We start from the raw sequence: 22,080 nt of genomic DNA, 5'->3' as shown, positions 1-22,080 counted from the left end.
CTTCGTTTGACGATGTGGGCGGTATCGGAAAAAATGCAACATGTGCAACATTGGCGGAAATCCGCCACTTTTGACGCAACCTTTTGTGCAACCTCTACGCAACCAGATTGCACTTTAGAAATGCAACCTTTTGATAGAAAAAAACCTAGGGTTTCTGCGGGTGTTGCACTTTTCGTTCAAACAGGTGGCGCGAGATTGCACCTTAGATGCAACCATTTTTATTACGTATTTTCAGCATCTTAATCCGACAAGACGCGCCCAGATTGCACATGTTGCGTTTTCCCGCCCCCCTCCCTCAGTGGCGGACCGGCTGCGCGCGAATTTTTTCGTCCCTCGGATCTTTGGGGAAAGCCCCCCTCCAGCTGCATCAGAATGCATCAACGCATCGACCCTCGTTTACCCACTGGGGCCTTAGAGCTGGGCCGGGTTGGCCCGGTCAGCGCAACTGCATCAAAACCGACACGAAAAGTGCGCGGGCGAGGTGGGGGGAAAAGCGCGTTGCGAGGGGGTGCCGCCCCGCCCCTGCCGTCGGGGGTGGCCGCCCCACGCGGTTCCGCCATTTTTCGGCCCCGGCGAGGGGGTCAGGCACACCGAATCGCCGCGGTGCCCCGCGCAACAATCTTTCGCCGTCGCCGGATACAAAAAAGGCGGCCCTCCCGAGCCGCCCTTTCCGATTTCGCCTGTGGCCGTTTAGGCCGCCGCCTTCACCCGTTCCCGGAACCGGACAACTTCGGCGCCCACTGCATCGTTCAGTTCGAGGAAGACGGACTGGAGCGGCTCGATCTCCAATTCGAAGAACGCGTCGGTCGCCTTGGTCACGTCACCAAAGCCGCCGGCGTTGGCAGGCACGATCCCCAGCAGCTGGGGCGGCACGCGGTGGGCGGCAAGCACGTCGTCGCGCGTCGTGTTCTTGATCCCAAGGAATTCGTCCTTGGCCCCGGCCTCCGCGATCGGCAGGATCTTGATGCCCCCGTCCTTGCCGTTGGGCGAGTGGATGAACAGGTTGCGGAAGTTGCCCGGCCCCTTCGCTCGCTTCAACGCCTCGCGCATCTTGTCGACGTCACCATCGGCAAACTCGCCGTTCACATGCATGATGTAGCCGGCGTGGCTCCCGTTCTCGAAGTAGCGCCGGCGGAATAGCGTGGCGTTCTCGTTAAGCAGGGCGGACTGCAGAGCCGACAGGTACTCGGGCACGCCATAGATTTCCTGATTGACGTCCGGCGCGATCAGCTGGTGGACAGTGCCAGGCGCAAATTCTGCCTCGGGCTGATGCCCCGGAACCCACCAGAAGCGACCCGGCTCCACACCGCGCCGCACGTACTTCGCAAGCGCATGGTCGAGGCGCAGCAGCCCACCCAGACGATTGCGAACCTCCTGCCCATAGGCGTTGCCCATCACCAGATAGTCCTGCGCCATGCCCTTGAACGCGGCGCGGCTCAGCCACTTGGTGGGCTCCAGACTTGCCGCCAGCATGTTGCGCTTGAGGATGATCGCGCTGGAATGATGGGGCGAGGCCCGGAATGCACGGGCAAGACCATGCAGCGCGATCGGCGGCTCATACCAGCGCTGATTGTGGTAGCACTCCAGCATATCGAGCATGGTCGCCCGGCTCAGCACCGGCTCGGGATCCCCGAACGTGAAGGCATGCACCTCACTGCGATTATCGTTGCTGGCGACGATCGCACCCTGCGATGCCTCCGCCGTTTCCTGACGGCTCATGCGGCGGGCACGGTTACGCTTGCTCATTCGATAATCTCCATCGTGCTCTTGGGTTTTGCCTTGCCGTCCAGCGGCTCGTTCATGAGGATGTGCATGGTCGCCCACGCGATGTCGGCGTGGCCGTCGTCACCGCCGCGCCCTGCCTTGAAGGTCACGTTGCGCCCGCTGGTGGTCAGCGTTTTCTTGATCGATACGAAGGCCGATACGATGTCGAGGTAGCTGCTCTCGAAAGCCAGGCGCCCGCGCCGGATTACGTTCTGCGCCTTCATGATCATGCCCGCCTTCACTTCCAGCGAGTATTCGATCTTGGCGACGGAACAGCCCGGCATGACGCCGGGCTTCGCCAGCAGCTGATACACGCCAGCACCCACGCCTGTCGCGTCAATGCCCAGATAGGTGCAGTTGTACCGGCCCAGCATCGCTTGGATGAAAGCCGCCTGTTCTTCGAAGTCTTGTCCGCGAAGCGGATAGCGCTCGAGGATGCGAAACGTCCCGCCCTCCGACAGCGGCGGCGCCGCGATCACCAGCGCCGCATTGTCGCCGGTCTCGCTCGACTGCGGATCATACCCCGCCCAGACCGGCCGCTCGCCGTAAGGGCGCGCGGCTTCTGGGTTGAAGTCTTCCCATTCGACCAAGCTGTCACAACCGCAGGCGATCAGGTCGTTGAACTTGAAGGCCGACAGGCTGTCGTCAACGAATTCGCACATGTAGAGATTCGCGAACTCGTCGGCCGCATATTCGTCTTCAAGTTCTTCGATATCGAACAGGTCGCAGCCTGCGAGGTCGGCATCGCGGATGTTGACGATATGGCGCCAGACACGATCCGGCCCGACACTGCCGGCGGCAAGCGCTTCATGGCTTACATCGATCTCGATCCTGTCGGCCTTTTTTCTGCGCTTGTTGCGACGCTCGCCGGTCCAGTACGGATAGGCAGGGTGCGCGATGGTCGATGGCGTCGAGAAGTAGGTTTTTCGCCACTTCTTGTGCGTCGCCATGCCGGAGGCGACCTTGTTCAATTCCTCGAACGAATGGACCCAGAAGAACTCGTCGAAGTAGAAATTGCCGCTGCGGCCCTGCGCGGTGCGGAAATTCGTGCCAAGGAAGTGCAGTTCGGCCCCGGCCTCCTCCGGCGGGCGCAGATCGGACGTGATGACCATCGGGTCACCTGCCAGCGATACGCCCACCAGCTTGGCAAAGCTGACGATGTAGGACCGGAACTGGTGCGCCTGCGCTTTCGAGGCTGACAGGAAGATCTGGTTACGTCCGGTCTCGATCGCATCCATGAGCGCTTCGAAGGCGAAGAAGTAGGTCGCGCCGATCTGGCGCGATTTCAGGATCATGCGGGTGCGCTGATCCTTCTCCTCCCACCAGCGCACCTGATAATCGAAGCACCCGTCAAGGAAGATGCGCTTGAGTTCCTCGGCCTGCTCTTCGGTGAAATGGTTCTTCTTCGGCGCCTTGCGCGGCCCGGCGTTGCGATTGGCGACCTTTTCGTTGAGGTCGCCGCTATGGCCGCCTGGAGCCTCGTAGCGCCGCACCCGCGCGGCGCTCTCCACGCCCTTGCGTAGAGAGTCGATCTCCACGAGGTCGCCGCTGGTCTTCTTCTCCTTTGCGATCAGCGTCAGCAGGCGAATTTCAAGGCCGTCCTCGATCTTCTTGATCGACGGCGCATCGTCCCACTTGTCGCGCTGGCGCCACGATTCAATCGTGGGACGCGGGATGGGTTTGCCCTGGTCGTTCGTCACGCCATGCAGCGCGAATTCGTCGGCAATCTGCGTCACGCCCCACCCGCGCCAGTACAGGCTACGGGCATGGCGACGCGGGTCGAACTTCCATGTGGAAGCCAGCGGGTCTGGAAGGGGCGCGTTCGTGGTCATGCAGGCGACCATGCCGCGCGTTTTTGCGTCCAAGCACCGCCATCCATTTGGACGGGCACCCGGCCAAATGCTGCCCCTTGAGAGAACGCGCCAGACCCGCCCTTTTGGCTCCTGACACCGCTGCGCCCCGGCGCCGAGCATCACAGGAAACCGGAACCGATCATGGCCAAGAGCAAGTTTTTCCGCGTCGCCGTCGAAGGCGCCACCGTCGATGGCCGCACCATCGAGCGCGAATGGATAGAGCAGATGGCGGCCGGCTATGATCCGGCCACTTACACCGCGACCATCAACTGCGAACATATCGCCGGCTACAGCCCCGACCGGCCGTTCAACTCCTACGGCAAGGTTCTCTCGCTCAAGGCGCAGGAAGTCGAACTCACCATCAACGGTGAAAAGAAGACGCTCCTCGCGCTCTATGCCGAGATCGAAGCCAATGATCAGCTGCTGGAAATCAACAAGGCCGGCCAGAAGCTGTTCACCAGCTGCGAAATCCACCCGAACTTCGCCGGTGAAGGCAAGGCCTACCTCGTTGGTCTTGCCATCACCGACACCCCGGCATCGCTGGGCACCGAGCCGCTGAAGTTCGCGGCCATGTCACGCCCGAACGTCTTCACCAGCGCCTGCGAAACCGTGATCGAACTCCACGCTGAACCGCTCGACAGCGCCGCGATCGGCGAAAGCATCGGCCGTTCGCTGCTGTCGTTCTTCCGCAAGGAAAAGAAGGACGAGCCGGTCACGCCGCCCGCACAGCCCGCCAATGACAACACCTTTGATGTCCAGGCATTCACCAAGGCGATGGGCGAAAGCATCGGCACGCAGATCGCCGCCGCAACCAAGGTGGCCAACGATGCCGTCACCGAACTGACGGCCCGCTTCGACACCCTCGAAACCAAACTCGCCAGCACCGAACAGCCGAAAGGCTTCACCCGCACGCTGGCTACCGGCGGCGACGGTAGCACCGGCGCAATCGTCACCGACTGCTGACCTCCCGATCCGCCTGCCCCTGCCCTCACTGGAGCCCCTCGCTCATGCGTAAAGAGACCCGCGCCAAGTTCAAAGCCTACGTCAGCCAGATTGCGCTGCTGAACGGCATCGACGCCGAAGACATCGTCGCCAAGTTCAGTGTTGCCCCGGCGGTCGAACAGACGCTCGAAGAAAAAATTCAGGAGTCGAGCGACTTCCTGCAGCAGATCTCCATCAACATGGTTCTGGCGCAGGCCGGCGATAGGGTCGGCGTGGGCGTCACCCGTCCGCTCGCAGGCCGAACCAACACCAAGGCCGGCGAACGCCGCACGCCTACCGATCCCACCGACACCTCGGACGACGGCGGTTACTTCTGCCGCCAGACCAACTTCGACCACGCGATCCCCTACGCCAAGCTGGATCAGTGGCGGCACAAGCCCAATTTCCAGACCCTCCTGCGCGACGTCATCCTGAAGCAGCAGGGCCGCGACCGGATCATGATCGGCTTCAACGGCACTTCGGCAGCTGCAACCACCGATCGCACCGCCAATCCGCTGCTGCAGGACGTAAACGAAGGCTGGCTGCACAAGATCCGTACCTCCGCGCCTGACCGCGTGATCGATGACGGCGAACTGAGCACCTATGCGCCCGCCGAAGGCGAAAACCCGGCTACCGGCACCAAGGCGATTTATGTCGCTGCCGGCGTCGAAGTCGTCGATCCGGACGCGACCAACGTCGCCACTGCCAAGGCGGACTTCGCCAACCTCGACGCTCTGGCCTTCGACATGCTCGATCTGCTCGACCCGTGGAACCGTGGCGATACCGACCTTGTCGTGATCGTTGGCTGGAAGCTGGTGAAGGACAAGTATCTGAACCTGCTGCAGGCGGCCGGCGATACCGCGACCGAGCGTGAAGCCGCGCACCGCATCCTGACGCTACCGATGCAGCTGGGCGGCAAGCGCGCCGTCATCGTGCCGTTCTTCCCCGAGACGTCGATGCTGGTCACCAGCCTCGATAACCTCGCAATCTACGTGCAGGAAGAAACTCGCCGCCGTCAGATCAAGGACGAGCCCGCGCTCGACCAGATCGAGAACTACGAGTCGGTGAATGAGGATTACGTGGTCGAAGACTACGGCCGCTGCGCGCTCGCTGAGAACGTGGTGATGGGCAAGAAGCCCGGCTGATCCTCCCCTCCCTGAAACCCACCCCACGAACAGGAAACGACCATGAGCCTCGCTCGTCGTAAGCGTGATCGCATCCTCGCTGCCCAGACTGTCACCGCAGCGGCTGCGCCTGTTCGCGGGGTGGCCGTCGCCCTCGCTGCTGCTCCTCCCTCGGCAGCGGGGGCGAATTCGGCATCGCCTGCCGAACGCGCCGCCAAAGAAATGGCGCTACGCCTCACACATGACATCCGCCGCCTGAAGGCTATTTCTTCGATTGACCGCAAGATAGCGGCCAAGCGCGAAATGCTGCCGGAATATGCCGCGTGGATTGAAGGGCTGGTCGCAGCCGATGCCGGCGTCGGCACCGGGGTTGCTGCCACCGTCCTGCCAACCTGCATGGTCTGGCTGATCGACATTGGCCAATTCAGCCAGGCGCTCGATCTGGTCCCCTTCATCCTGCGCCACAAGGTCGCGATGCCCGCGCGCTATCACCGCGATGCAGCCGCCGTCGTTACCGAAAATATCGCCAACGCTGCGGACAAGGCGCACAAACTCGACACGCCGTTCCCCCTCGAAATTCTTGAGCGCGTCGCCGAACTGACGGCCGATTGCGACATGCACGACGAGATCCGCGCCAAGCTGCTCAAGGCTCTGGGGATCGAGGAACTGCGCGAGGCCGAAGGCATGGAGGCAGGTCCGAACGCCCGCCTGCACCTCACGATTGCCCGCAATACGCTGCGGGAGGCTCTGCGGTTGAATGACCGCGCCGGCGTAAAGGACCGCATCAAGCGAGCCGATAAGCTGATCGCTGCGAACCTCGCCGCCTTCCCGCCCACAACGAACAATGAACCCGGCGGTCCTGCCGCCTGACAAGCTCGCCCCCGGCGCTCAGGGGCGGATCGCGCGATGCGGGAGGCCTTCGGGCCGCAGGGCCGCCATCTGCCCCGATCCCCACCCCTGTTAGCCGGCGGGGTGCGCGGAGACCCTCATGTCTTTCGTATCGCTACCGCCCTCTACCGAGATCGAACAGTCGCCGTCGACGGAACAGGCCGTCATCAACGACGGCTTTTTCCCCGACGTCGATCCCGCTGCCGTGCGCGAAGACGCCCGGATCCCGACCAGCATCACGCCGGCGCGGCTGCGCGCGGCGATCCTCGGCGCGATCATGACCGTGGGCAACGACCTTGCCGCCTATGCCGCCGCCTGCAAGGCAGGCGGCTATGCCACGCTGGCCAGTGTCCCGGCCGAACAGCTGGATGGCCAGAGCGTGCAGTTGATCCGCTATCAGCGCGCGGTCGCCCTCTACGCCAAGGCCGAGCTGGTCGAACGCCACCGCGACTTTGACACGACGGCCGCCGGCAATGCGCAGGGCGAGGATCTCACCGCCTCGATCGGCGATCTGCGCCGCGATGCCATCCACGCCGTGCGTGACATCCTCGGCAAGCCCCGCACCACGGTCGACCTGATCTGATGGCCGCGCAGCAGCGCCTTACCGCGAAGGCCGGCGACAAGCTGGACCTCTTGCTCTGGCGCGATGCCGGGCTTGGCATTGCCGATCTGGCGCGCGTTCTCGACGCGAACCCCGGCCTGGCTGATCTCGGCCCCATCCTCCCCCTCGGCACCGTCGTGATCGTCCCGGCCTCGGCCGATGCCGGCACCGCGCAAGTGCTGCCCCTCGTCCAACTCTGGAGCCTTTGAATGTCGGACTTTCGCAGCATCCTTGAAACCACGGCTGAATTCGTCGGCTCGCTCAGCCCCTCGCTGATCGGCTCGGCCGTCGCGCAGGCCTGGAAGCCCGGTCTGCCCTGGCGCCAGCGCTTCCTGCAGTGGGCAGTGGGCTCCACGGTCAGCTATTACGCCACGCTCGCGATCGTCGCCGTGACGGACTGGAACGGCTTTGTCGCCCAGTCGATCGCCTTTGCCATCGCCCTGCTCGCCTTCGACGCCACCCCGCGCGTCTCCAGGGCGGTGATCGATGCGCTCACCAGTCTCCCCGGTCGCCTCGCAGACCGCTTCCTCCCGAAAAAGGACTGATCGCCATGGCCACCAAAGCCAGCCCCCGGACCGTAAGCGCGCCGCGCCGCCGCGCGCTTGTCTCGCCCGATGCCTTCTTCGCCGCGCTGCGCAGCGTCACCGGCTCGTTGACGCAGGCCCAGGTCAACATCGTCAACGCCATCCTTGTCGCCGGTGCCCTCTGGCCGGCCAGCTGGATGGCCTATGCCCTTGCCACCGCCTGGCACGAAGCCCGCTTCAAGCCGCAGCGCGAATGGGGGCTCGGCAGAGGCAAACCCTATGCCGTCCCCGGCAAGTACGGCCAGTCGCAGTACGGGCGCGGGCTCGTCCAGCTGACGTGGGATCGCAACTACGAATGGGCGGACAAGGCCCTTGGCCTCGGCGGCACCCTGCTCAGGAACTTCGATCGCGCGCTCGAACCCGATATCTCGGTGCGGATCCTGATCATGGGCATGGAGGCCGGGGCGTTCACCGGGCGCAAGCTGGCAGACTACGTCAGCCCCACCGGCACCCATTCCGAATTCATCATGGCCCGCCGCATCATCAACGGCACCGACCGGGCCGATGATATCGCCACTTATGCCGATCGCATCCAGTCGGCGCTGATCAAGGCAGGCTGGGCGTGACGCTCGGTCTTGGCCACCTCGCTCTTGCCGGCGCGCTCGCTTCGTGCGCCGCCGGCATCGGCGGTTTCTTCTACGGCACGCACGTCGGCGCCGCACAGGAACAGGCCGCCCGGAAGCGCGCGGACGATGCCGCCGAAGCGGTGCGCGCCAGACTGCAGGGCCAGATCGACGCCTCCACCGAACGCAGCCAGGCCGCCGAATACACCCGGCAGGCCAGTGTCAGGGAAATCTACCATGAAAGCCAGAAGGTCGTTGAACGCCCGGTCTATCGCAATGTCTGCATTGATGCTGATGGCGTCGGCCTGCTCGACCGCGCAGCCGACGTCGCGAACGGCACGGGTGTCGCCAGCCCTGCTGGCGCCGCCGGCGCCGCTGCCCAGGGTGCAGCGCAATAGCGCCGGAACCATGGACGGCGCCGACGCCCATAATAGCCTAACCGCGCTCTATGACGTCGCCGGCCAGATCCGCGCGGCGCTGATCGAACTCCAGGCACAAGTCCGCACCGCGATGGGAGGCCCCGATGCAGAAGGCCGATAGGCTGCGCCGCTGGCTCACCGCCTATATCCCCTACCTGAAGGTCCACCCGGACAAGCTGCAGATCTACATCGAGAGCGGCACCGTGAACGCGCGCCGCTCTGCCACGCTGTCGTTCGCCTATGGCTATACCGTGAAGGCGCTCTTCATGGACTACGCGGGCGATGCCAACGACATCATCGTGCCCCTGCTGGCGTGGATCCAGCGCGAACAGCCGGCCCTGCTGCGCAAGCCGGACAGCCAGCCATTCGGATTCGAAGCGCAGCTGCTCGATGCGGACACGGCCGACGTGGAATTCTCGATCGACCTCACCGAAAGCGTGCTGGTGAACCTGCGCGCGGACGGCAGCGGCTACGATATCACCACGCTGCCCGAACCCGATTTTACCGATGCCTTTGCCGGCGTCACCGCGACCTTCAGCGATGCATTTGCCGGCGATGAACCCCTGATGCTGGGCGGCGCCGACTGATGGACGATCTGGGGGAACTGGAGCGCATCGCCGGCGCCATCCTGCGCAGCCTTGAACCCGGCCCGCGCCGCGCACTGATGCACCGCATGGCGCGCGAGCTGGCCGCCAGTCAGCGTAAGCGCATTGCCGCCCAGCGCGATCCCGCCGGAGCCGCGTTCGAAGCGCGCAAGCAGAAGGCACCGCCGGTCTCAAGCCGGGGCGCCGCGTGCTTCCTCTACCCCGCCCACGGCAGCGGCGAACCGCGCCGGGTGATCATGAAAAGCTTCACATGGGGCACCGGCCGCATGCTCACCGGCTTCGATATCGAGGCCGGCGATATCCGCACGTTCGAATTCGACAAGATCGTGAAGTGGCTCCCGGTCCCCGAGGAACACCGCAACACCACCGGCAGCAGCCTGCGCCGGCAGGGAAGCCTGCGCCGCAAGGCCATGTTCCGCCGCCTCGCCAGCGCGCGATTCCTGCGCTCTGGCGTTGATGATCAGGGCATCTGGGTTGGCTTCACCGGCAAAGTCTCGCAGATCGCGGAGGTTCACCAGTTCGGCTTGCGGGACAAGCCATCGCTGCGCGCAAAGGCAGTTGCTTATCCGCAGCGCCAATTGCTTGGGGCGACGGCCGCAGATCGTGAGCGACTGCTAGACACCCTCCTCGCTCAGATTTCACTGGTCTGAGGGTAGGCTCGTACGGCCACTTAGCGCCCTTGCCGGTCGTTCGACAGGCCAATCATCAATCTCGATTCCGGAACGGCAGCTTTTCAGTGGAGTTCAACAAAAAGCGGCATCAGGTGAACGATGAGCGGCATGCGGCGTTGTCGATCAATACGACCAGCATCGGCTTTTTCGAGGTGAGCGAACGTCTACTTGAAGATGCGAAGCACTTCTCCATCAACTAGAATTTCATCTGGTGGGCCGTTCCGCCTAAACGCGATTGTCACAGGCGCTTCTCCGGTGGCTTTCATCACCAAGTTACCATGCTCGATTGAAGGTGTTACGAAATCCGCTTTGTATTGCCCGATGTATCGACCGCCATCCATGATGATGATTCGTTGGCCGCCGTGGATCGCGCAATCTGCGCAAGCAGGCGCCAGCCTATAACGGTAGGAATAGACGGTGAAAGTGCTCCGTTGCGCAGGCACTTTACCGACTTCCTGAATGGAGAGTTGGTCATGACGGCAATCGACCGAACCGGTAAAGCCACCTGAGGTCAAAGCATCGCCAAGGTCACTTAGACATTCATCCGCAGGGCCAGCACTCGCAATACTGCCAAATGCCAAAAATCCGAAAGCTAATGCCTTAAGGGGCAGCCGATTTGTGCTCATATCCGAAGCATATCACACCAATGATCGCACTTCGCAAAACAAACCGGCGGCTTCTTTATCGGCGTATGCTGCTGGGCCGGTCTCGGGCCAATTTCTTCGACGGTTTTTTTTGGGGGGGCGGCTTCGCGTCCGGGCCCCAAGGGTTGCAGGTCGGGCAGGCGCCCAAGTTGGTCGCTCAAGGGCCGATTTGACGCTCCAGAAACCTGCCGGTCCGGTCTCCCGCGCCGACCTGAGCGGTCGGCGGTGAAGATGGGTGGGAAGCGGTCGCGTCGGATTCTCTTGCGATGGTCAGCTACCGTCCATGCGATCAGCCCAACCGGCGTGATGGCAATTGCAATGGCCAACGTCAGTGACGCGACATTTAGTCCTCCGAACCCGAGGCTAAGAGTCTGTTTGGAAAATCAGGGGTGAGCGTTTCGGCGTAGGAGATTCCCGCCCATGGCGACGAGGATCATGGCCTGCGAGACGTCGATGCGCTTCTCGTAATCACGGACCAATCGGCGCCATCGGATCATCCAGCCAAAGGTCCGCTCGACGACCCATCGCCGGGGCAGGACCTTGAAGCCCTGCTGCTGATCGCTGCGCCGGATTACCTCGACGACGAAATCCAGATAGCTGGCCTTGTCCATGAGTTTCAGGCGGTCATAGGCGCCATCGGCGAAGAGATGTTTGATCCAGGGCCAGCGTTTGCGGATTCCATCCAGGATAGTCTGGGCGCCCGCGCTGTCCGAGATGTCTGCAGTGGTCAGGTTGACCATTAGCAACCGTCCATCGGTATCGACGGCTATGTGTCGTTTGCGTCCGACAACCTTCTTGCCTGCGTCGAACCCACGCTTTTCTGCCGATGGTGCTTTGACCGACTGGCTGTCGATCACTGCTGCGCTCGGACTGGCCTCCCGCCCCTGGCGCTCGCGATCGAGCATCAGTTCGATGTCGTGGATTGTCTGGAACAGGAACCTGCGAGCCAATTCCCGGAACCAGCCATAGACAGTCTGCCATGCCCCGAAGTGGATCGGCAGCATTCGCCAGCCACAGCCCGAACGAACAAGGTAGCGCACGGCGTTGATCACCTCGCGAAAATCCACTTCGCGTGGACGTCCCCGGCGGCCCGGCCTGGGCATCAGGGGTGCTAGGCGATCCCATTCCTCATCGGTCAGATCACTGGGATAACGCTTCGTCTTCTTGGCAATCTGGGCCATTCGCCCTCGGCTATGCTGGGTCCACATGCACAGCCTGAATCAGACACAGATCCACTCGGCAACCCCTGTCACCGATTTTCCAAACAGTCTCTAAGAACTGCGAGGAGCAGGCAAATGGCCGCTGTCGGAATGAGAACTAGCAGCCGTATCGCGGTATTCATAAGATCCTCCCGACACTTTTACCACGCCAGAGATGGCAAAGTGCGCCTGTCGGAGAATGTCCGCAACGGGGCGTCTGCCGAAATTCTGCTACGCGCCCATCGTCGTCGTCCAGCGGCTCGTACCAGACGCTCGTAAGCGGTCATGCGTTCGGGTTGGACCTGCTGATCCGACGAGAAAAGAGTTGCCTGTCGGCATGCGCCCCCTTGCGGACATACCCGCGTGCAGTAGGTTCCCGGGATGATCTTCATCGCGGATAATAGCTGGCTCACCGGCATCGTCTGTTTCGGAGTGATGATCGTTGTCGGGGTGATAGCGTTCGCGGCGACAAGGCGTTGGGGGTGGAAAGCGTGGCCCTTGCTGCTGTGTAGCGCATTGCTTGTCCCGGTGCTGGCATACGCCGCTGCGGTCGCTGTTCTATATTGTGCTGACCGGATGTTCGGACTGGCTGGCGGTTTCGTAGTCCACACAAACTGGCTTGTGCTGATCATCTTGGTGCCAACCGCCATCGGCGGGGGTGTCGGATCAACGTTGCATCGGCGACCGGCGGACGACCGCTAACCACCCATCGAAGCTACTCGTTTAGCGAAAGCTCGAATGAGGCGCCCGATTGCGGTCTGTCTGGTTCGGGCCTGCGCCAAATCTGATGCTGTTTGGGCATTCAGGGTGGTTAGCGGACGCTCAAAATTCCAGCGATGGGACGTTCCACTCAGCGGGCAGATCGGGGAAATGGCCCCAATGCTTCCATAGGAGGTCATGTCTGTCTGAAGGACGTGACGCCAATCCCCATCGCGGTGGGTCTGGCCAGCCAAACCACGTGTTATCAATGAGAAGTAACTCTTCTCCGTCCAGAACAGCAAAGTAAGCTGCATCGATTTCTGTTAACGGATCTTTGGAAAGGCCGAATATTCCTTCGATCGGAAAGTTCTTGAAGGGAATGGCCGTCCACGCGATCGGCTTCATCGCCCGCTCATGAAATCCTTGCTCCAGTTCATCGGCGGCGTTGCCACTCGTTCCCCAAGGCACCGGCTCCCATTCCCCGTCAACTTCATCGCGTCGATAAATGCTCATCGAAGCAAACTACTCCTAGAACGAACGTCCGCAATGGGGCGTGTGCTGAACGGCAGAGAATTCCCTCTCAGGCGCTCCCCATCGCGAAAAGCGACAGGCAGCTATCTCGGTCGCTCAGCCGGTAAGCTGAAATTCCGCAAACGGCCCCTTGAAGCCACTGCATATCGAAGCATTTGGCCTGCCGCCCATCCCAATGCCGGGGGATAGCGCAAGCCCCTAGCCTGCCGCGACATGCGCGGCATGGCCGATACTTCCTTCACCGCTGTCGATCTCTCGCGCATGTCCGTGCCGGATATCGTCGAGGATCTCGATTTCGCGACGATCCTTGCTGACTGCATCGCGCAGATGAAAGCCGCCATGGCGGAAAGCGGCCTGACCTTCACCGGCCGCAACAGCGATCCGGCCACCAAGCTCCTTCAGGTCTTCACCTATTTCGCCCAGTTGCTGCGCCAGCGGATCAACGATGCCGTGCGCGCGGTGATGCCCGCCTATGCGGTGGGCGCGGATCTGGACAACATCGCCGCCCTGTTCGGCATCGCCCGCAAGACGATCACGCCCGCCGATACGGCAACCGGCACCGCAGCGGTCATGGAAAGCGATACGGAATTCCGCCGCCGCATGGTCCTGGCGCCCGAGGGCTACTCGGTTGCCGGTCCTGAAGGCGCCTATGTCTTCCATGCGCTGTCGGCCGATTCCAACGTGCTGGACGCCACGGCGATCAGCTTCGATCCCGGCCACGTGATCGTCACGATCATGGCGCGCACGGCCGATGGCGCGGCCTCGCAGGCGCTGGTCGACGCGGTGAGCGCCTATGTCTCGGCCGATACCCGCCGCCCGCTGACGGACCTCGTCACCGTCCAGTCAGCAGACATCGTTCGCTATGGCGTGGATTACGATCTCGCCACCTACAGCGGCCCGGATGCCGCCGTAGTCCTTGCTGCCTCGCTTGCCTCGGTCGAAGCCTACGTCGCAGAAAGCCATCGCCTTGGCCGCGACGTTACCCGATCGGCCCTGTTCCGCGCCGCGCATGTCGAAGGCGTGCAGAATGTCGTCCTGCGCACGCCCGCCGCCGATATTCCGATTACGCGCCTGCAGGCGCCCTACTGCACCGGCATCAGCGCCCAGCTGGCGGGCACGGGCGAATGACTTACGCCTCCGTCCTCCCGCCTGCGTCCACTCCGCTGGAGAAAGGGCTCGAACAGGTCGCCGCGCGCCTGACCGACCTTCCCACGCCCATCCGCTCGGTCTGGTCTGCCGCCGATTGCCCCACCACGCATCTGCCATGGCTCGCATGGGCGCTGGCGATCAGCCACTGGAAAACGGAATGGACGATCGCGCAAAAGCGTGCCGAAATTGCCGATGCCATCCCCTACCATCGCCGCAAGGGCAGCCGCCGCGCGGTGGAAGAGGTGCTTGCGCGCTATCACGCATCGCTTCGTATCGTTGAATGGCATGAGGCGAGCCCGCGCCAAGCACCTTACACCTTCGAGGTGCGCGCACCTGCGGCCGAGATCCCGGCCAGCTTCCTGACCGCCGACACGGCCAACGCGATCATACGCGATGTCGCAGTGGCCAAGCCGGCCCGTGCCCACTTCAATTTTGTGCAGACGCTGGAATCGCAGGCGACCCTTTTCATGGCCGCCGGCGGAATGATCGGAGCCATGCACCGGGCCGATTACGCTGCCGTGCACGACACTAGCCGGGACTGGTCGATGGTCCTGCAGACCGATGATGGCGAGCCGATCCGCGATGAAGACGGCAACTTTCTGGAGGACGAGTAATGGCCGCGCTTTCCCTCAAGCTGACGGACGCGGGGCTTGCTGCCGTGCAAGGTGCATCGGGTTCTGACCCGGTCTCCATCACGCACCTCGGGCTGACCGCGACCGCGTTCGACTACGCGCCCACGCTCGTGGCCCTGCCCGGTGAATTCAAGCGCCTGGAGGTGGCATCGGGCACGGCATCCGCCCCCAACATCACCCACCTGACCGCCTACGACACGTCTGGCGACAACTGGTCCATCACCGGGTTCGGCCTGTTCATGGGCGACGGTCAGCTGTTTGCGGTGCACACCAGCGCCGCTGTCATCATGACCAAGGCCGAACTGGCATTCGGCCTCATGGCTTTCGACATTGCCTTCGATTCCGATCTCGCTGCCAACATCGATTACGGGAATGCCGTCTTCGCATACCCGCCTGCCACACAGCAGGCCCGGGGCGTTGCCCGTCTTGCAACGCAGGAACGCGTCGACGCGGAGGAAGATGGCGAGGACGACGCAGAAACGATCGTCACGCCCAAAACCCTACGTCAGCGCCTGCAGGCGCTCAGCACGGCGGTGAGCGCAAGTATCGATGCGCTCAACACTGCTTTGAACAATGGGCTCAACAGCCTCAGCACGGCACTTGATGCCGGACTGGAAACGCTAAGGCAGCGCCGCATCGTTGGAGGTGGCCTCGTTACGGGCGGCGGCGATCTCTACGCGGATCGCACGCTGACTGTCACGGAGGCCGACGCCGAGGACATAACGGCGGGCACTTCTGGCACCAAGGTTGTAACCCCGCGCCGCCTCGGCCCGATCTCGATGTCACTGGCCCAGAACGGTTTCATCCGGTTCTTCGGTTTCCAGATCGTCTGGGGCCGCTTCACCGCCGCAGCCAACAGCACCACCCCAGTCTGGTTCATCGAGCCGTTCCCGTCCGCTTGCTTTGCCGCCGTTGTCAGCGGCGTGACCAATCTCGGCGCGGATTCGAAAGACAATACCCCGGCCGTCATTGCCTCTTCCATCACCAAGGATGGCTTCAACGTTTTCAGCGCTGATGACGAAGGCGATGTCACCTGTTTCATCGCAGTAGGATTTTGACACGTGGCGAAACTCAGCTCCATTTTGCGCGCGGCGCGGCTGATCGACTACGACGGCCGGACGGTATCGGCGATGCTCGACCTCCTGAAGTTTCGTCCGAACCTCTTGGGCAAACAGTCGCTGAACACGCTCGATGACGTCAGGTCGGGCATCGACATCGGCAACACCCTGCCGGACGGTTCCCGCATCAAGTTCTCGTTCAGCGGGTCCACCAATCGCCTTACGGCGGGCCTTGACGATGCCCTGCGCTGGTTTGCGGCCAAGGGCTTCTATGCGCCCAAGGGCAGCAAGCTGACGCTCGGCTCCACCAATCTGCACAACCGCGAAACAACCTATGCATGGGGTGTCGCGGGCGGTCAGGGCAAGCCCGTGATCGCGCTGGATTATGCCGGCAAGTTCATCACGCATAAGATGCAGGTGCGCGGCACCGGCGAATTCCTGTCCAGCGTTACGGTGGCGGGCGATTTCAGCGTTGCCGGCAGCTTCAACATCGGCAGCATCAGCCCAACTCTCCGCGGCTTCGCGGGCGGGGGCATTGAACGCAGCGTGGAAGCCGACTGGGCGTGGGCAATCCATGGCGCCACCAAGCGCCCCGTGATCGGCGTGCGCGATGGCGACGTGCACCTTTCCCGCGCAGGCAGTTCTGCCAAGATTTCGATGCTCTATGCCGATGCCGCCAACATGGCGCGCGGCCGCTCGGCCACCGGCACCCCGCACAACATCCAGATCCTGCGGCTGAGCACCGCGCTTTACAATCTGATCATCGGCTACGGTCAGTCGCTTATGTCGGCGCAGGAAGGCTGGCCGGCGCTTCCCCGCACGGCAGAGCCCAATACCTTCATGATGGGGCAATCGATCCGACCAGCGACAGCCACAGCCGCAGGATACGATACGCAGGGAACCGCAGCGTTCAACCCGCTCATTTCGACGGTGGAGGCGCAGGTCAACTCGGGCCGCGCGCCTCTGGATGATGCCACCGTCGCGGCACTTCCGGCCGGAAGCAGCGCCGAGGGTGAGGCTATCATCACCGGCGCCGTCCGGCACCTTGCCCGCGCCTGGAGCGATCAGGCAGGCGCGCCGACGCGGAATTTCGTGGCGGTCAACACCGCCGTAAACGGCCGAACGATCGAGGCGCTCAGCAAGGGCGCTTCGCCCGATCTCTATTCGCGCAGCACGGGCGCGGTAACGAAGTTCAAGGCGCTGGCCGATCCGCTTGGCAGCAGTGCCGTTGCTGCCGTGCTTTGGGCCCAGGGCGAGTGGAACTACGTCACCACCTATGGCGGCACCACGGACGGTCCTGGCTATCTCGCGCTACTCAACCAATTGCGCGCTGACCTCAACGCCGACATTGCCGCCATAACCGGCCAGACCAAGCCGCCCGCGTGGCTCACTTACATTACGTCGGGTTCCTACGTGCGCGACAACGTCGATCTCTCGATCAGCAACGCGCAGGTTGACTGGGCACTGTCCACGCCGGGCGTGTGGTGCTTCGGCCCCGCCTACCCCGTCACGGACAAGGGCGGACACCTGAACCCCAACGGCTATCGCTGGATGGCCGCGCAGGCAGGCAAGGTGCTGCGCAAGGTCATGGTCGAACGGACCGGCTTCGAACCGCTGGCTCCCATCAAGATCGAGGCTATCGGCAAGACGATCTACGTCCACTTCGCGCCGTCATCCCCGCTCCAGTTCCGATCTGCCTACGTCCAGAACGTGGCCACGGACTATGCCGCCAAGGGCTTCCGGGTTTCGGACGATGCAGGCACGCCCAATGTGGCCTCGGTCGAGATCATCGGCGGCAGCATCGTGGCAATCACGCTGGACCGGAAGCCCGGCGCCAACGCGTTCGTCTGGTACGCAAGCCAAGCGACCGCCGGCAGCGGCAACCTGTGTGACAGCGATCCCACGCGTTCCGACGATGTGTTCGAATACCTCGCCGGAACCGGGATGTACGCGGCCGAGAACATCGCTGCGCTGGTCGGCAAACCCTACCCCCTCTGGAACTGGTGCGTGCCCTTCAAGCGCGCCGTTGGTTACTCTCGCTAGGAGCAAGGACGCATGTCCCTCATCATCAATATCCCTGACCTTGACGACAGCGCGAGCCAGCTGGGCGTTCTTATCGAAACCGTGGCCGGCTTCCCTTCCGATGGCCTGCAGGGCCTGTACCTGTTCGAGGACGGCGCCGTGGTCACGGGTTCGATCGCGGGCAACACGCTGACGGTCACCGCTGTCGCCGCCGGCAAGCTGGCTGTCGGCCAAGTGATCACCGGCACCGGCATTACCGCAGGCACCACGATCACGGCGCTGGGCACCGGCACCGGCGGCACCGGTTCCTATCAGGTCAGCGCGGCGCAGACTGTTGCCGCGACCACGATCAACACGGCGCCGACGCAGGCCATCGACAGTTCGGGCAACGGGCGCACTGCATCGCTGGTCACCGGCTCCACCGTCACGCGCATTGCAGAGGGCGTGAAGACCGGGGATGCGCTGGGCAACGGCTTCTTCTTCGACGCGCCGATTGATTACACGGGTAGCTGCTCGGTCGTCGGCGTCATCCGCAACCGCGTACCGCTGTCCACCGCTTCGTCGTACCCGGTGATCCATTCAAAGACCAATTACTATGGGTCTGCCGGTGTGGGCGCTGGTTTCGTGCAGGCCGTCGTCACGGCGAACGGCGCGCTCTTCGTGAACAACGATTCGACCGGCGCCACTGACCTTTCCAACATCTCGCTGCTGAACACCAAGGCCGCAGGCGGCGCGTGGACTGGCGCCAGCTCGAGCCGCCCCGGCGGCGCCAACGTGGCGCCGCGTGCAACGTGGGAAGCGTTCGCGCTTTCGGTGAATGCCGATACGGGCGAACTGATCCTGCGGGCCAATGGCGCGACCATGACGTTCACCTCGCCCGCCGATCTTACTGCCTTCCTCGGCCCGGCGGGTCATCATCTCTTCGGGTACGGACGCTATTCCGTGCCCAACACCACGCTCGGCGATATGGGGCTCTTCGGAATCTACGCCGGCGCGAAGGACGTGGCAGCCCTCGATACCCTGATCGCCTCTGCGAAGGCACGAATGCTGCTGCGCGGTGTGGTGGCAGCGTAACCGCGCCGAGGCACTTCACGGCGCTCAATTTGCCCTCTACGGAAGGGGGCTTCGGATGTTCCCGCATCTCGAAACCAGCGAGCCTGCACTCGCACTCTCAGGGCAGCACGCCTGTCCCTTCGAATACCCTTCCGCGTCTCAGGCGCGGAAGGGACATCGTGCAGGAAAACCATCATGTCTACCCCTTTTGTTCTCACCCGCCCCGTTTCTCCCCCGGCCGGTTACATCGGCGGAAAACGCAACCTTTCCAAGCGCATCTGCGCCATCATCGATCGCACGCCGCACAGCAGCTATGCGGAACCTTTCGTGGGCATGGGCGGCATCTTCCTGCGCCGCACGCGGCGGCCCAAGGCAGAGGCGATCAACGATATCTCGGGCGATGTGGTGGGCCTGTTCCGCTGCCTTGCCGAGCACTACCCCTACCTTGTCGACATGCTCCGCTTCCGCGTCTCAAGCCGGGCTGAGTTCGAGCGGCTGCTGGGGCAGGATCCCGATCGCCTGACCGACCTGCAACGCGCCGTGCGCTTCCTCTACGTCCAGCGCCTGGCATTCGGGGGCAAGGTCTCCGGCCGCGCCTTTGGCGTGGACGCATCCAACCCGGCGCGCTTCGACGTCGGCAAGATCGAACCCATGCTGGCCGATATCCATGACCGCCTGCAGTCGGTCACGATCGAGCGCCTGCCTTATGCGGACTTCATCCGCCGCTATGACCGGGACGGCGCCCTGTTCTACCTCGATCCGCCCTATTGGGCCTGCGAGAAGGACTACGGCCCCGACGTCTTCACCCGCGCCGACTTCGCCGCGCTCGCCGACCAGCTGGCCAGCATCAAAGGCAAGTTCCTCATGTCCCTCAACGACAACGAGGGCGTGCGCGAGACGTTCGGCCGGTTCATGATCATGCCGATCGATACGACCTATCAGATCGGGGCGAAGTCCCGGCCGGCGCGGGAGGTGCTGATCAGCAACTTCCCGCTGGCGACGAACGACGGTTAAGGCAACGTCATCACGTTTGGAGCGGCAACCATCGGCAATTGCTTCACGATGTTTACCGCTCCGAACCACCATGTATCCGGCATGGATAATGCTCGAACGCGTCGAGCACTGCATTTTCTATTTTCACCCATCATGGGGGTAGATCAGGCAATTTAAGAGATGAATAAATTACCCGGATAATTGATAATCATTCAGTTAAATTCTGAACTCTGAAGCAAAGGCACCAACGCCGGAGACAAAGTCAGCAGAAAATTACCAAAATGGCCGCCACCGCCACTACCGCCAAGATGCAATGCAGTAATATTGTAGTTCCACTGCAGCACCCCACGATCTCTAAGCTGGTTTAGAGCCGGCTCTATCCTTCGAATGGTACTCTCGCGAATATCACGCAATTGAACCGGACTACCAACAGATAACCCTCGCATCTTAGGAATAATTTCGCGATCTGCAGAATGAATTTGCCGAAGCGCGGACAAAATATCTCTCTCTTCGGTATATGACCTTTCAAAATTCTGTATTTCCGCACGAAAATTTGTCAGGTCGGGCTCAGGTGTCGCACTGCCAAGCACTTTTGCGATCACCTCATACATCGAACCTAATCGTGACAAATCCGTCGCTAAGAATGCTTGAAGTTGTCCCAAAGGGAGAGGCAACCCTCCCGGAGCCATACCGCTATGGCAAAGAATCATTGTTGGAACGCGCTTTGCCCACCCAGCACCGGCCTCGAAAGTAATCCAAGGCCTTGCAACGGAAGTCGGGCTAGCGAGGACAATGAGTGCCGTCGCCCGATCTAGATTGTCGTCGACCGCCTTAAGCCAAGCGTCACCCGGCGGAATACTACGAGCGTCTGACGACACAAAAACGTCGATGAGTGAAAGGAAGTCCTTCTCAAGCCGATTCTTGAAGATCGTGCCCAGTTCGCCCTCTTCACTGATGTGGGAGAGAAAAATCGTCTTTTTTTCCAAGTGCCTTCCTCGTGATTGCGTTCAGTCGAATTGGAGTCAGAGGCGTTGATGAACCACCACAGAATAAAGGACAATACCCGTACCGCTGGGCTCTCTCCATTTGGACAGCGCCCCCACCAAATGCAGCCCCGCGAAACCCGCTGAACCTCTTGCCATGGTCGCGCCATGGCGAATTCCGCAGACCTTGAACGCAGATCGGGCGAACTCCTTCAGGACGGTGTCGTGGCCTCCGTGGACTACGCGGCCGCGACCTGCACCGTTGAACTGGGCGACCTTGTCACCTGCGATCTGCCGTGGTTCGCCGCGCGCGCCGGCGGCGTTACCGTCTGGTCGCCGCCTGTCCCCGGCGAGCAATGCACGGTCCTGTGCCCCGAAGGCGATATCGACAATGGCCGCGTGCTGCTCGGCCTCTGGTCAGATGCGAACCCGCCGCCCTCTTCCGATCCTGACCTTGTCCTGATCGCGTTCCCTGATGGCGCGAGCGTGGGCTATCATCACGGCGCCCATGTGCTCGCCGCCAGCCTGCCCGCCGGCGGCTCTGCCACCGTGGATGCGCCTGCGGGGCTCACCATCAACGCCGATGTCACGATCAACGGCAACGTCTCGATCGCGGGCAAGGCCGAAGCGTCTGAGGACGTGGTGGGCGGCGGCATCAGCCTCAAGAGCCACAAGCATTCCGCCGTTGCCGCCGGCACCGCGCAGAGCGGAGCGCCGGTGCCATGACCGGCATGTCCCGCACCAGTGGCGAAGCGCTGGACGATGATCTGCCGCAGTCGGTTGGCGACATTCTCGGAACGCCGATCGGCTCCCGCGTGGGTCTGCGCGACTATGGCTCGCTGATCCCCGATCTCATCGACCTGCCCATGACGCGGTCCAACATCCTGCGGATCTACGCGGCCTCGGCCGTTGCCCTGTCCCGCTGGGAAGATCGCCTGCAGCTGCGGAAGGTCAGCCTTGCTGCCGGCGCCGAGGCCGGTTCGGCCACCCTGACGCTCGACGGCGTGCGTACCGACACCGGCGCCGCCAACTCCCGCACCCGCCTCGTCCTGCCCCTCTAGCCT

26 protein-coding genes are annotated in these 22,080 nt (G+C 62.7%); 20 read left to right on the top strand and 6 right to left on the bottom strand.

Annotated features, from left to right (window positions below; translation table 11 throughout):
• Positions 1-690: 690 nt before the first annotated feature.
• Positions 691-1,746 (bottom strand): phage portal protein, encoded by a 1,056-nt coding sequence (locus CA833_RS10065; protein WP_207077935.1) that lies wholly within the window; start codon positions 1,744-1,746, stop codon positions 691-693.
• On the bottom strand, positions 1,743-3,596 hold the full coding sequence (locus tag CA833_RS10060; RefSeq protein WP_207080040.1) for a terminase large subunit domain-containing protein: 1,854 nt from the start codon (positions 3,594-3,596) through the stop codon (positions 1,743-1,745). Before CA833_RS10060 ends, CA833_RS10065 begins: the two co-directional genes overlap by 4 nt.
• Before the next feature lie 162 nt (positions 3,597-3,758).
• On the opposite strand from CA833_RS10060, the gene CA833_RS10055 reads away from it, so the two are divergent.
• The 11 genes from CA833_RS10055 to CA833_RS10005 all read left to right on the top strand — a co-directional run bounded on the left by CA833_RS10055 (position 3,759) and on the right by CA833_RS10005 (position 10,032).
• A complete protein-coding gene (locus CA833_RS10055) occupies positions 3,759-4,580 on the top strand; it encodes a GPO family capsid scaffolding protein (protein ID WP_207077934.1) in 822 nt (273 codons plus the stop codon).
• A 44-nt stretch (positions 4,581-4,624) separates the two neighbouring features.
• A complete protein-coding gene (locus CA833_RS10050) occupies positions 4,625-5,743 on the top strand; it encodes a phage major capsid protein, P2 family (protein WP_207077933.1) in 1,119 nt (372 codons plus the stop codon).
• Positions 5,744-5,785: 42 nt separating this feature from the next.
• Positions 5,786-6,592 (top strand): phage terminase small subunit, encoded by an 807-nt coding sequence (gpM, locus tag CA833_RS10045; RefSeq protein WP_207077932.1) that lies wholly within the window; start codon positions 5,786-5,788, stop codon positions 6,590-6,592.
• 118 nt (positions 6,593-6,710) lie between these two features.
• Positions 6,711-7,193, top strand: coding sequence for a head completion/stabilization protein (locus CA833_RS10040; protein ID WP_207077931.1), 483 nt, complete (start codon positions 6,711-6,713; stop codon positions 7,191-7,193).
• Complete coding sequence (locus CA833_RS10035; RefSeq protein WP_142633710.1) at positions 7,193-7,420, top strand: tail protein X; 228 nt, start codon at positions 7,193-7,195, stop codon at positions 7,418-7,420. Before CA833_RS10040 ends, CA833_RS10035 begins: the two co-directional genes overlap by 1 nt.
• A complete protein-coding gene (locus tag CA833_RS10030; RefSeq protein ID WP_207077930.1) occupies positions 7,421-7,756 on the top strand; it encodes a hypothetical protein in 336 nt (111 codons plus the stop codon).
• Positions 7,757-7,761: 5 nt separating this feature from the next.
• The gene (locus CA833_RS10025; RefSeq protein ID WP_207077929.1) at positions 7,762-8,361 is read left to right on the top strand and encodes a hypothetical protein; all 600 of its coding nucleotides are present in this window, start codon (positions 7,762-7,764) and stop codon (positions 8,359-8,361) included.
• The gene (locus CA833_RS10020) at positions 8,358-8,756 is read left to right on the top strand and encodes a hypothetical protein (protein ID WP_207077928.1); all 399 of its coding nucleotides are present in this window, start codon (positions 8,358-8,360) and stop codon (positions 8,754-8,756) included. The genes CA833_RS10025 and CA833_RS10020 overlap by 4 nt, the downstream gene beginning before the upstream one ends.
• Positions 8,743-8,898 carry a hypothetical protein gene (locus CA833_RS10015; protein WP_242526028.1) on the top strand — a complete coding sequence of 52 codons (156 nt, stop codon included), beginning with the start codon at positions 8,743-8,745 and terminating at the stop codon, positions 8,896-8,898. Before CA833_RS10020 ends, CA833_RS10015 begins: the two co-directional genes overlap by 14 nt.
• The gene (locus tag CA833_RS10010; RefSeq protein WP_207077926.1) at positions 8,882-9,364 is read left to right on the top strand and encodes a phage tail protein; all 483 of its coding nucleotides are present in this window, start codon (positions 8,882-8,884) and stop codon (positions 9,362-9,364) included. Before CA833_RS10015 ends, CA833_RS10010 begins: the two co-directional genes overlap by 17 nt.
• Positions 9,364-10,032 (top strand): phage virion morphogenesis protein, encoded by a 669-nt coding sequence (locus tag CA833_RS10005; RefSeq protein WP_207077925.1) that lies wholly within the window; start codon positions 9,364-9,366, stop codon positions 10,030-10,032. Before CA833_RS10010 ends, CA833_RS10005 begins: the two co-directional genes overlap by 1 nt.
• 185 nt (positions 10,033-10,217) lie before the next feature.
• Here the strand turns inward: CA833_RS10005 and CA833_RS10000 are convergent, their stop codons facing one another.
• Together CA833_RS10000 and CA833_RS09995 are read right to left on the bottom strand one after the other, a co-directional pair.
• Entirely contained in the window at positions 10,218-10,679 is a 462-nt protein-coding gene (locus tag CA833_RS10000) for a hypothetical protein (RefSeq protein ID WP_207077924.1), read from the bottom strand.
• Between the two features lie 401 nt (positions 10,680-11,080).
• On the bottom strand, positions 11,081-11,905 hold the full coding sequence (locus CA833_RS09995; RefSeq protein WP_207077923.1) for an IS5 family transposase: 825 nt from the start codon (positions 11,903-11,905) through the stop codon (positions 11,081-11,083).
• Positions 11,906-12,277: 372 nt separating this feature from the next.
• On the opposite strand from CA833_RS09995, the gene CA833_RS09990 reads away from it, so the two are divergent.
• A complete protein-coding gene (locus CA833_RS09990; protein ID WP_207077922.1) occupies positions 12,278-12,598 on the top strand; it encodes a hypothetical protein in 321 nt (106 codons plus the stop codon).
• Positions 12,599-12,718: 120 nt separating this feature from the next.
• Here the strand turns inward: CA833_RS09990 and CA833_RS09985 are convergent, their stop codons facing one another.
• On the bottom strand, positions 12,719-13,108 hold the full coding sequence (locus CA833_RS09985; RefSeq protein ID WP_207077921.1) for a hypothetical protein: 390 nt from the start codon (positions 13,106-13,108) through the stop codon (positions 12,719-12,721).
• 240 nt (positions 13,109-13,348) lie between these two features.
• Between CA833_RS09985 and CA833_RS09980 the strand changes: the two genes are divergently transcribed.
• The 6 genes from CA833_RS09980 to CA833_RS09955 all read left to right on the top strand — a co-directional run bounded on the left by CA833_RS09980 (position 13,349) and on the right by CA833_RS09955 (position 20,054).
• Positions 13,349-14,254 (top strand): baseplate J/gp47 family protein, encoded by a 906-nt coding sequence (locus CA833_RS09980; protein WP_207077920.1) that lies wholly within the window; start codon positions 13,349-13,351, stop codon positions 14,252-14,254.
• Positions 14,251-14,889: a phage tail protein I gene (locus CA833_RS09975; RefSeq protein WP_207077919.1), complete on the top strand. Its 639-nt coding sequence runs from the start codon at positions 14,251-14,253 to the stop codon at positions 14,887-14,889. The genes CA833_RS09980 and CA833_RS09975 overlap by 4 nt, the downstream gene beginning before the upstream one ends.
• Positions 14,889-15,965 (top strand): hypothetical protein, encoded by a 1,077-nt coding sequence (locus CA833_RS09970; protein WP_207077918.1) that lies wholly within the window; start codon positions 14,889-14,891, stop codon positions 15,963-15,965. The genes CA833_RS09975 and CA833_RS09970 overlap by 1 nt, the downstream gene beginning before the upstream one ends.
• 3 nt (positions 15,966-15,968) lie before the next feature.
• Positions 15,969-18,008 (top strand): hypothetical protein, encoded by a 2,040-nt coding sequence (locus CA833_RS09965; protein WP_207077917.1) that lies wholly within the window; start codon positions 15,969-15,971, stop codon positions 18,006-18,008.
• Positions 18,009-18,020: 12 nt separating this feature from the next.
• Positions 18,021-19,061 (top strand): hypothetical protein, encoded by a 1,041-nt coding sequence (locus CA833_RS09960; RefSeq protein WP_207077916.1) that lies wholly within the window; start codon positions 18,021-18,023, stop codon positions 19,059-19,061.
• 174 nt (positions 19,062-19,235) lie between these two features.
• A complete protein-coding gene (locus CA833_RS09955; RefSeq protein ID WP_207077915.1) occupies positions 19,236-20,054 on the top strand; it encodes a DNA adenine methylase in 819 nt (272 codons plus the stop codon).
• 191 nt (positions 20,055-20,245) lie between these two features.
• Here the strand turns inward: CA833_RS09955 and CA833_RS09950 are convergent, their stop codons facing one another.
• The gene (locus CA833_RS09950) at positions 20,246-21,019 is read right to left on the bottom strand and encodes a toll/interleukin-1 receptor domain-containing protein (protein WP_207077914.1); all 774 of its coding nucleotides are present in this window, start codon (positions 21,017-21,019) and stop codon (positions 20,246-20,248) included.
• 165 nt (positions 21,020-21,184) lie between these two features.
• Here CA833_RS09950 and CA833_RS09945 point away from each other — a divergent pair, with 165 nt between their 5' ends.
• Both CA833_RS09945 and CA833_RS09940 read left to right on the top strand, forming a co-directional pair.
• On the top strand, positions 21,185-21,742 hold the full coding sequence (locus tag CA833_RS09945; RefSeq protein WP_207077913.1) for a phage baseplate assembly protein V: 558 nt from the start codon (positions 21,185-21,187) through the stop codon (positions 21,740-21,742).
• Complete coding sequence (locus CA833_RS09940; protein WP_207077912.1) at positions 21,739-22,077, top strand: GPW/gp25 family protein; 339 nt, start codon at positions 21,739-21,741, stop codon at positions 22,075-22,077. Before CA833_RS09945 ends, CA833_RS09940 begins: the two co-directional genes overlap by 4 nt.
• Positions 22,078-22,080: the final 3 nt, after the last annotated feature.

It is taken from the genome of Novosphingobium sp. KA1, assembly GCF_017309955.1.
Taxonomy (GTDB): Bacteria; Pseudomonadota; Alphaproteobacteria; order Sphingomonadales; family Sphingomonadaceae; genus Novosphingobium.
The sequence above is the reverse complement of the archived record's forward strand: the minus strand, read 5'-3'. Positions and strand labels throughout refer to the sequence as shown.

Bases quoted from the DNA above. Each gene is read 5' to 3' on its own strand.
- CA833_RS10030 (WP_207077930.1), top strand. From the start codon at position 7,421: ATGTCGGACTTTCGCAGCATCCTTGAAACCACGGCTGAATTCGTCGGC.
- CA833_RS10025 (WP_207077929.1), top strand. From the start codon at position 7,762: ATGGCCACCAAAGCCAGCCCCCGGACCGTAAGCGCGCCGCGCCGCCGC.
- gpM (WP_207077932.1), top strand. From the start codon at position 5,786: ATGAGCCTCGCTCGTCGTAAGCGTGATCGCATCCTCGCTGCCCAGACT.
- CA833_RS09985 (WP_207077921.1), bottom strand. From the start codon at position 13,108: ATGAGCATTTATCGACGCGATGAAGTTGACGGGGAATGGGAGCCGGTG.
- CA833_RS09945 (WP_207077913.1), top strand. From the start codon at position 21,185: ATGGCGAATTCCGCAGACCTTGAACGCAGATCGGGCGAACTCCTTCAG.
- CA833_RS09955 (WP_207077915.1), top strand. From the start codon at position 19,236: ATGTCTACCCCTTTTGTTCTCACCCGCCCCGTTTCTCCCCCGGCCGGT.
- CA833_RS09990 (WP_207077922.1), top strand. From the start codon at position 12,278: ATGATCTTCATCGCGGATAATAGCTGGCTCACCGGCATCGTCTGTTTC.
- CA833_RS10000 (WP_207077924.1), bottom strand. From the start codon at position 10,679: ATGAGCACAAATCGGCTGCCCCTTAAGGCATTAGCTTTCGGATTTTTG.
- CA833_RS09970 (WP_207077918.1), top strand. From the start codon at position 14,889: ATGGCCGCGCTTTCCCTCAAGCTGACGGACGCGGGGCTTGCTGCCGTG.
- CA833_RS10050 (WP_207077933.1), top strand. From the start codon at position 4,625: ATGCGTAAAGAGACCCGCGCCAAGTTCAAAGCCTACGTCAGCCAGATT.
- CA833_RS10010 (WP_207077926.1), top strand. From the start codon at position 8,882: ATGCAGAAGGCCGATAGGCTGCGCCGCTGGCTCACCGCCTATATCCCC.
- CA833_RS10055 (WP_207077934.1), top strand. From the start codon at position 3,759: ATGGCCAAGAGCAAGTTTTTCCGCGTCGCCGTCGAAGGCGCCACCGTC.
- CA833_RS10005 (WP_207077925.1), top strand. From the start codon at position 9,364: ATGGACGATCTGGGGGAACTGGAGCGCATCGCCGGCGCCATCCTGCGC.
- CA833_RS09940 (WP_207077912.1), top strand. From the start codon at position 21,739: ATGACCGGCATGTCCCGCACCAGTGGCGAAGCGCTGGACGATGATCTG.
- CA833_RS10040 (WP_207077931.1), top strand. From the start codon at position 6,711: ATGTCTTTCGTATCGCTACCGCCCTCTACCGAGATCGAACAGTCGCCG.
- CA833_RS10060 (WP_207080040.1), bottom strand. From the start codon at position 3,596: ATGACCACGAACGCGCCCCTTCCAGACCCGCTGGCTTCCACATGGAAG.
- CA833_RS09960 (WP_207077916.1), top strand. From the start codon at position 18,021: ATGTCCCTCATCATCAATATCCCTGACCTTGACGACAGCGCGAGCCAG.
- CA833_RS09980 (WP_207077920.1), top strand. From the start codon at position 13,349: ATGGCCGATACTTCCTTCACCGCTGTCGATCTCTCGCGCATGTCCGTG.
- CA833_RS10035 (WP_142633710.1), top strand. From the start codon at position 7,193: ATGGCCGCGCAGCAGCGCCTTACCGCGAAGGCCGGCGACAAGCTGGAC.
- CA833_RS09995 (WP_207077923.1), bottom strand. From the start codon at position 11,905: ATGTGGACCCAGCATAGCCGAGGGCGAATGGCCCAGATTGCCAAGAAG.
- CA833_RS09975 (WP_207077919.1), top strand. From the start codon at position 14,251: ATGACTTACGCCTCCGTCCTCCCGCCTGCGTCCACTCCGCTGGAGAAA.
- CA833_RS10065 (WP_207077935.1), bottom strand. From the start codon at position 1,746: ATGAGCAAGCGTAACCGTGCCCGCCGCATGAGCCGTCAGGAAACGGCG.